Origin of the sequence: Microcystis sp. T1-4 (assembly GCF_000297435.1) — a bacterium.
Lineage (GTDB): Bacteria > Cyanobacteriota > Cyanobacteriia > Cyanobacteriales > Microcystaceae > Microcystis.
Genome location: NZ_CAIP01000423.1, coordinates 1 through 4412 on the forward strand (window position 1 = coordinate 1; position 4412 = coordinate 4412).

General features: G+C 42.0%; 4 protein-coding genes. 1 reads left to right on the forward strand and 3 read right to left on the reverse strand.

Annotated features, from left to right (window positions below; genetic code table 11):
* From MICAI_RS21005 to MICAI_RS21015, 3 genes are all read right to left on the reverse strand, one after another.
* Positions 1-908, reverse strand: a 908-nt coding sequence (locus MICAI_RS21005) for an IS4 family transposase (protein WP_039900650.1), incomplete at its 3' end; no start/stop codon positions are given.
* A gap of 100 nt (positions 909-1008) precedes the next feature.
* Entirely contained in the window at positions 1009-1347 is a 339-nt protein-coding gene (locus MICAI_RS22675) for a hypothetical protein (protein WP_157221776.1), read from the reverse strand.
* Between the two features lie 611 nt (positions 1348-1958).
* A complete protein-coding gene (locus MICAI_RS21015; RefSeq protein WP_008206849.1) occupies positions 1959-2876 on the reverse strand; it encodes a glycosyltransferase family 2 protein in 918 nt (305 codons plus the stop codon).
* A gap of 260 nt (positions 2877-3136) precedes the next feature.
* Between MICAI_RS21015 and trpA the strand changes: the two genes are divergently transcribed.
* Positions 3137-3931, forward strand: a complete 795-nt coding sequence (gene trpA, locus MICAI_RS21020) for a tryptophan synthase subunit alpha (protein ID WP_008206852.1) — start codon at positions 3137-3139, stop codon at positions 3929-3931.
* Positions 3932-4412 lie beyond the last annotated feature (481 nt).

Genomic DNA, 4412 nt, shown 5'->3' on the forward strand with positions numbered 1-4412 from the left:
ACTTTTGCAAGAGATCTAATCAGTCCAAAAAGTTGAGCGCGTTCGGCTAAATAGCTGATTACATCTGGGTTTTCGCCCCTCCAGAAAGCCTTCGCTACATAGTAAAGGCTTCTAAAAACCATCTCGACAGAAATTTTTTCTTGCGGTTGATGGAGAGCTACAGCCACATCTTGAACTATCTGAATGAGAACAGTATAGAAAATCAAGGTAGTGAGAATTTGGATTTGTACGCCGTTAGTGTGTCCAACCCATAAATAGGCCAGTCCTAAGAGTCGCTTGGTTAAGAGAAAAGCTTCTTCTATCTGCCATCTTCTTCTAGACAAATCACAAACTTCTTCAGCGGATAGTTGTTCAGAATCAAGCACGTTTGTCAAATAATCATACCAAGTATTTCCCCAAAGAACTGAGACTAATCTGACGGTCGAATGGCAAGGATTAGAGCGATACTGACCGAGGGTAATAATCTCATCTCGGTAAAGTTTTCCTGCGGACAAAACTTGCTTTATTTGGTAAGATGTTTTTCCCCTCATGCGGGTAAGAAAATATTTTCCTTCCTCAGTAAATTGGTCAAACCACGGAAAACTAAAAAAGCCTAGGTCAACGACTAGCAGGCCTGATGTAGGTAGCTCATTTATTAATTGTTCTGCCCATACTTTATCGTTACATTTCTCATTTTTCTGATACCATACTGTCACAGGTACTTGCGTAAATGCCTCAACAATCATCATTATTCTTCCAGCTAATTTCCCAGATTTCTTCTCGGAAGCTTTCAGCCTTTTCCTCAGCTGCTCTAGGGTTGAGCCATCGGCTATCCAAATAACACTGAATTTTTCTCTCACCTTTTGCCATTTTGAAGCTATGCTAATTTTACCTGACAGGGGGACAAGACCTCTCAAAGCATTGTCCACAAAGGTTTTGAGGCTCCTCAGTTACAAACAGATACATCGCTTTCAGCCAAAAAGCTAACGAGAGAATCAGGGATTTGGGCGAGCTTACTAGAAATCTTTATCAACAACGGGGGGTGAGCTGCATCGAACTTTTTCGCTCGAACACCCCAAAAAGCTTGTGCTGTAAGGAGTTCAGCCAGCTTGTCCCCCTGTCAGTAATTTTACCTGACATTTCTTTTCTTTTTTCTAAAATATTTCTCAGCAGCAATACAAAGATTTCCGTAGGTAAGCTCATCAATCTTTTGGATACAGCTTGCTTACTTACTTTTAGAGGTTCTACCCAGAGTAATCCTTCCTCTTTTAAGACTCTTACAGCTTCACTTAATCCCGCTATCTGACGATAGACTAAGCTTACCAATAAGGCGACCACCACGGGTAAGGTTAATAATCTATCTCTCATGATTTTTTCATGATTTCCTCGCATATATTTTAGCGGCGTAAATAATCTTGGCTCTAGATATTTTTTAAGTTCTTCTATTACTTGTGGGATTTCTGGGCTTGGGCATTGATGTGGTCGCCGCAAATCTGGATTCCCCTGTTTTCTCGGTCGTTGCTTAGAGCGCTTTTTCACTGACCCACCTCTGACTTCTCCGCCTTATTTTACCATTTTTTACTTCCTTCCTCTTGGATAATCAGCTACTTTTTATAATTAAGCTTCTTGCTTAAGTTGACACGAATGGAATGCAATTCGCCCCTACAATAATATTATTGCGCCAATGGTAGGGGCGCACCGTGGTCAGCCAGTTGATCGAAAATTGAGATGTACTGGGCATAACCATCTCTGTCATTAGACCTCTTGCAAAAGTCTTAAGTCGATCCTTGTACAGCAACATTTTTGAAGATTATCAACTACTAATAAATAATTAACTGAAAGTCCCTCCCATTATTGTTTCTATCGTTGGTTTTCGGATTTTTGCAAGAGGTCTATTACTTTTGAAAAATGGATCGGGATTGTTTTTTGTTTCTAGGTTATTTTTAGGTCATTACTGACTGATTAATAATGATTGAATGCTAATCGACTTTTCCTTTCAGGGAGACAAAATCAGACCTTTGGGAATTACTATTGTTACCATTTTGCTGGGGATGAAAAGTATTTCTTGCTTCGGTAGGAGTGGGTAAACCCTGTTTCATTTCCGCTACTTTTAAGAGGATCAAATACTCATAAAAAGCTTGCAGAGTACACCAAGCAAAACCAGCTTTACCATCGAGAATTCCCGCCAAGATAAAATACATATAAAACCAACGAAGTAGGGGACGGAAAGGCAATCTTAGAGATAAATCTTTTAAAGCTCTCCGTCTATCTACTTCGGTTTGACCAAAAAATAAATTTTTCCAACTAACATCACCGTTAGCCAACTGATGTAGAGTTTCTGCCGCTTCATCGCTAGAATAACGATTATGTTTTTCAATCCAACGACTTAAACCTTTACTACAGGTATAGTGGGGATAGGTTTCTTGTAAAAAAGAAGTTTTTCCCTGACATTCTTCCCTTTCCGTGTGACCATAATCGCTAAACCAGACTTGATCTTTTCTAAATAGACGCATTTGATAACGAGGATACTGGGTGCTGCGACGGATCCACGTCCCCATAAACATAACTCTTTCGGCCACATAAAAACCAGTAAATTCTTTCTGTTGAGTGGCGCGCAGACATTCTGCGTAGAGTGGGGGTGTCATCCGTTCATCTGCTTCGAGAATATAAACCCAATCGTATTTAGTCTCGATATTTTCTAGCATCCAAGTTCTTTGTTTACCGTGGCTCTCGAATTGATGCTGAATCACGCGGACTGGATAACGAGAAGCGATCTCAACAGTGCGATCGCTACTGTAGGAGTCAACCACAATCACATCATCGGATAGAAGTGCCGATTCTACGCAGGCGGCAATATCAATTTCTTCGTTATGGGTGAGAATGTAAATGGAAAACATAGATATATGGTGTTTGATTATACGAAACCCGATCAGGCGGTAGTCCTATTGTCTACCAGAAAAAGCGGAATGAAAACCAGTTTATAGAAGAGATTTTCTCAAAACTATCAGACTGCGCTTATTCTACCCTTGATCGCCCTTTTGTCAATATTCCTTAAGTATTACTTGAAAAATTCCTTACCTGAGCTTGCGGCGACCAGCAAGGAGCTATTCCCCGCCATGAGATAATAGACGGTGCTTTATGTCTCCAGTAATTTTCGATGACTGCTGTTTCCGAGTGTTTTCGTTCTCTCCGTTCCCAGGGGAATTGTGCCTTGATTCCCTTTATTACTGCCGGTGATCCCGATTTATCTACTACTGCCCAAGCTTTACGCATTTTAGACCGGGCAGGGGCCGATCTGATCGAATTGGGGGTTCCCTATTCCGATCCTCTTGCGGATGGTCCGGTTATTCAAGCGGCGGCCACCCGCGCTTTAAATCGGGGTGTCAAGTTGGAGGATGTGCTAGAAATCGTCAAAAATGCGCAGGGAGAGGTGAAAGCTCCCATTATTCTCTTTAGTTACTATAATCCCATCTATCATCGCGGGATAGATGTCTTTTTAGACCAAATTAAAGCAGCCGGGGTGAGTGGTTTGGTGGTTCCCGATTTACCACTAGAGGAAGCGGAAAGTTTGCTACAACCGGCTGCCGCTAAGGGAATTGAAGTGATTTTATTGGTAGCGCCTACCAGTCCCCCGGAACGAATACAAGCGATCGCCCTGCAATCTCAAGGTTTTATTTATCTGGTTAGTGTCACGGGAGTGACGGGAATGCGGAACCAAGTGGCCACCAGAGTGGAGGAATTGCTCGATTCTATCCGTTCTGTCACCGATAAACCCGTGGGGGTAGGATTTGGCATTTCCGACCCGACACAGGCGCTACAGGTGAAAAACTGGGGTGCTGATGCGGTAATTGTCGGCAGTGCCATGGTTAAACGTCTGGCCGATAATTCCCCTGGCGATGGTTTAAAATCCCTTGAAGAATTCTGCCGCAGTTTAAAACAGGCGATTCAGTGAGGGGTTAGAGGTTCTTCTAAGGGAATTCTGGCTGCGGGGCGATCAAGGTATCATACTAAATCCAGTTATTAAAGACTGATTATTTATTTCCCCTTTTGCCTTTTCCCTGCTGTTTTTTGCCTGTCCTGATATGTAGCCTATACTAGACCTCTTGCATAGATCCGAAAACAAACGATAGAAACAATAATGGGAGGGACTTTCAGTTAATTATTTATTAGTAGTTGATAATCTTCAAAAATGTTGCTGTACAAGGATCGACTTAAGACTTTTGCAAGAGGTCTACTCAACGGATTTAGTATAATCTCTCTCGGACTGCCTTTTCCGCTGGGTTTAACGCTTGGTGGTGACAGTAGCGATTGTTCCCCTAAAAGAGCATTGTATCTTCTTCTACGGGTGGCGCTCACGAATAAAATTGGTGCGTTACGACCGATTGTTGATTTTAGTTTTTTGGGTTCTTCGTTACTCTTTATGCTAAATCAAA

What these genes read in the sequence shown, in the direction of transcription:
- MICAI_RS22675 (WP_157221776.1), bottom strand. Translation starts at nt 1,347, where the DNA reads ATGAGAGATAGATTATTAACCTTACCCGTGGTGGTCGCCTTATTGGTA.
- MICAI_RS21015 (WP_008206849.1), bottom strand. Translation starts at nt 2,876, where the DNA reads ATGTTTTCCATTTACATTCTCACCCATAACGAAGAAATTGATATTGCC.
- trpA (WP_008206852.1), top strand. Translation starts at nt 3,137, where the DNA reads ATGACTGCTGTTTCCGAGTGTTTTCGTTCTCTCCGTTCCCAGGGGAAT.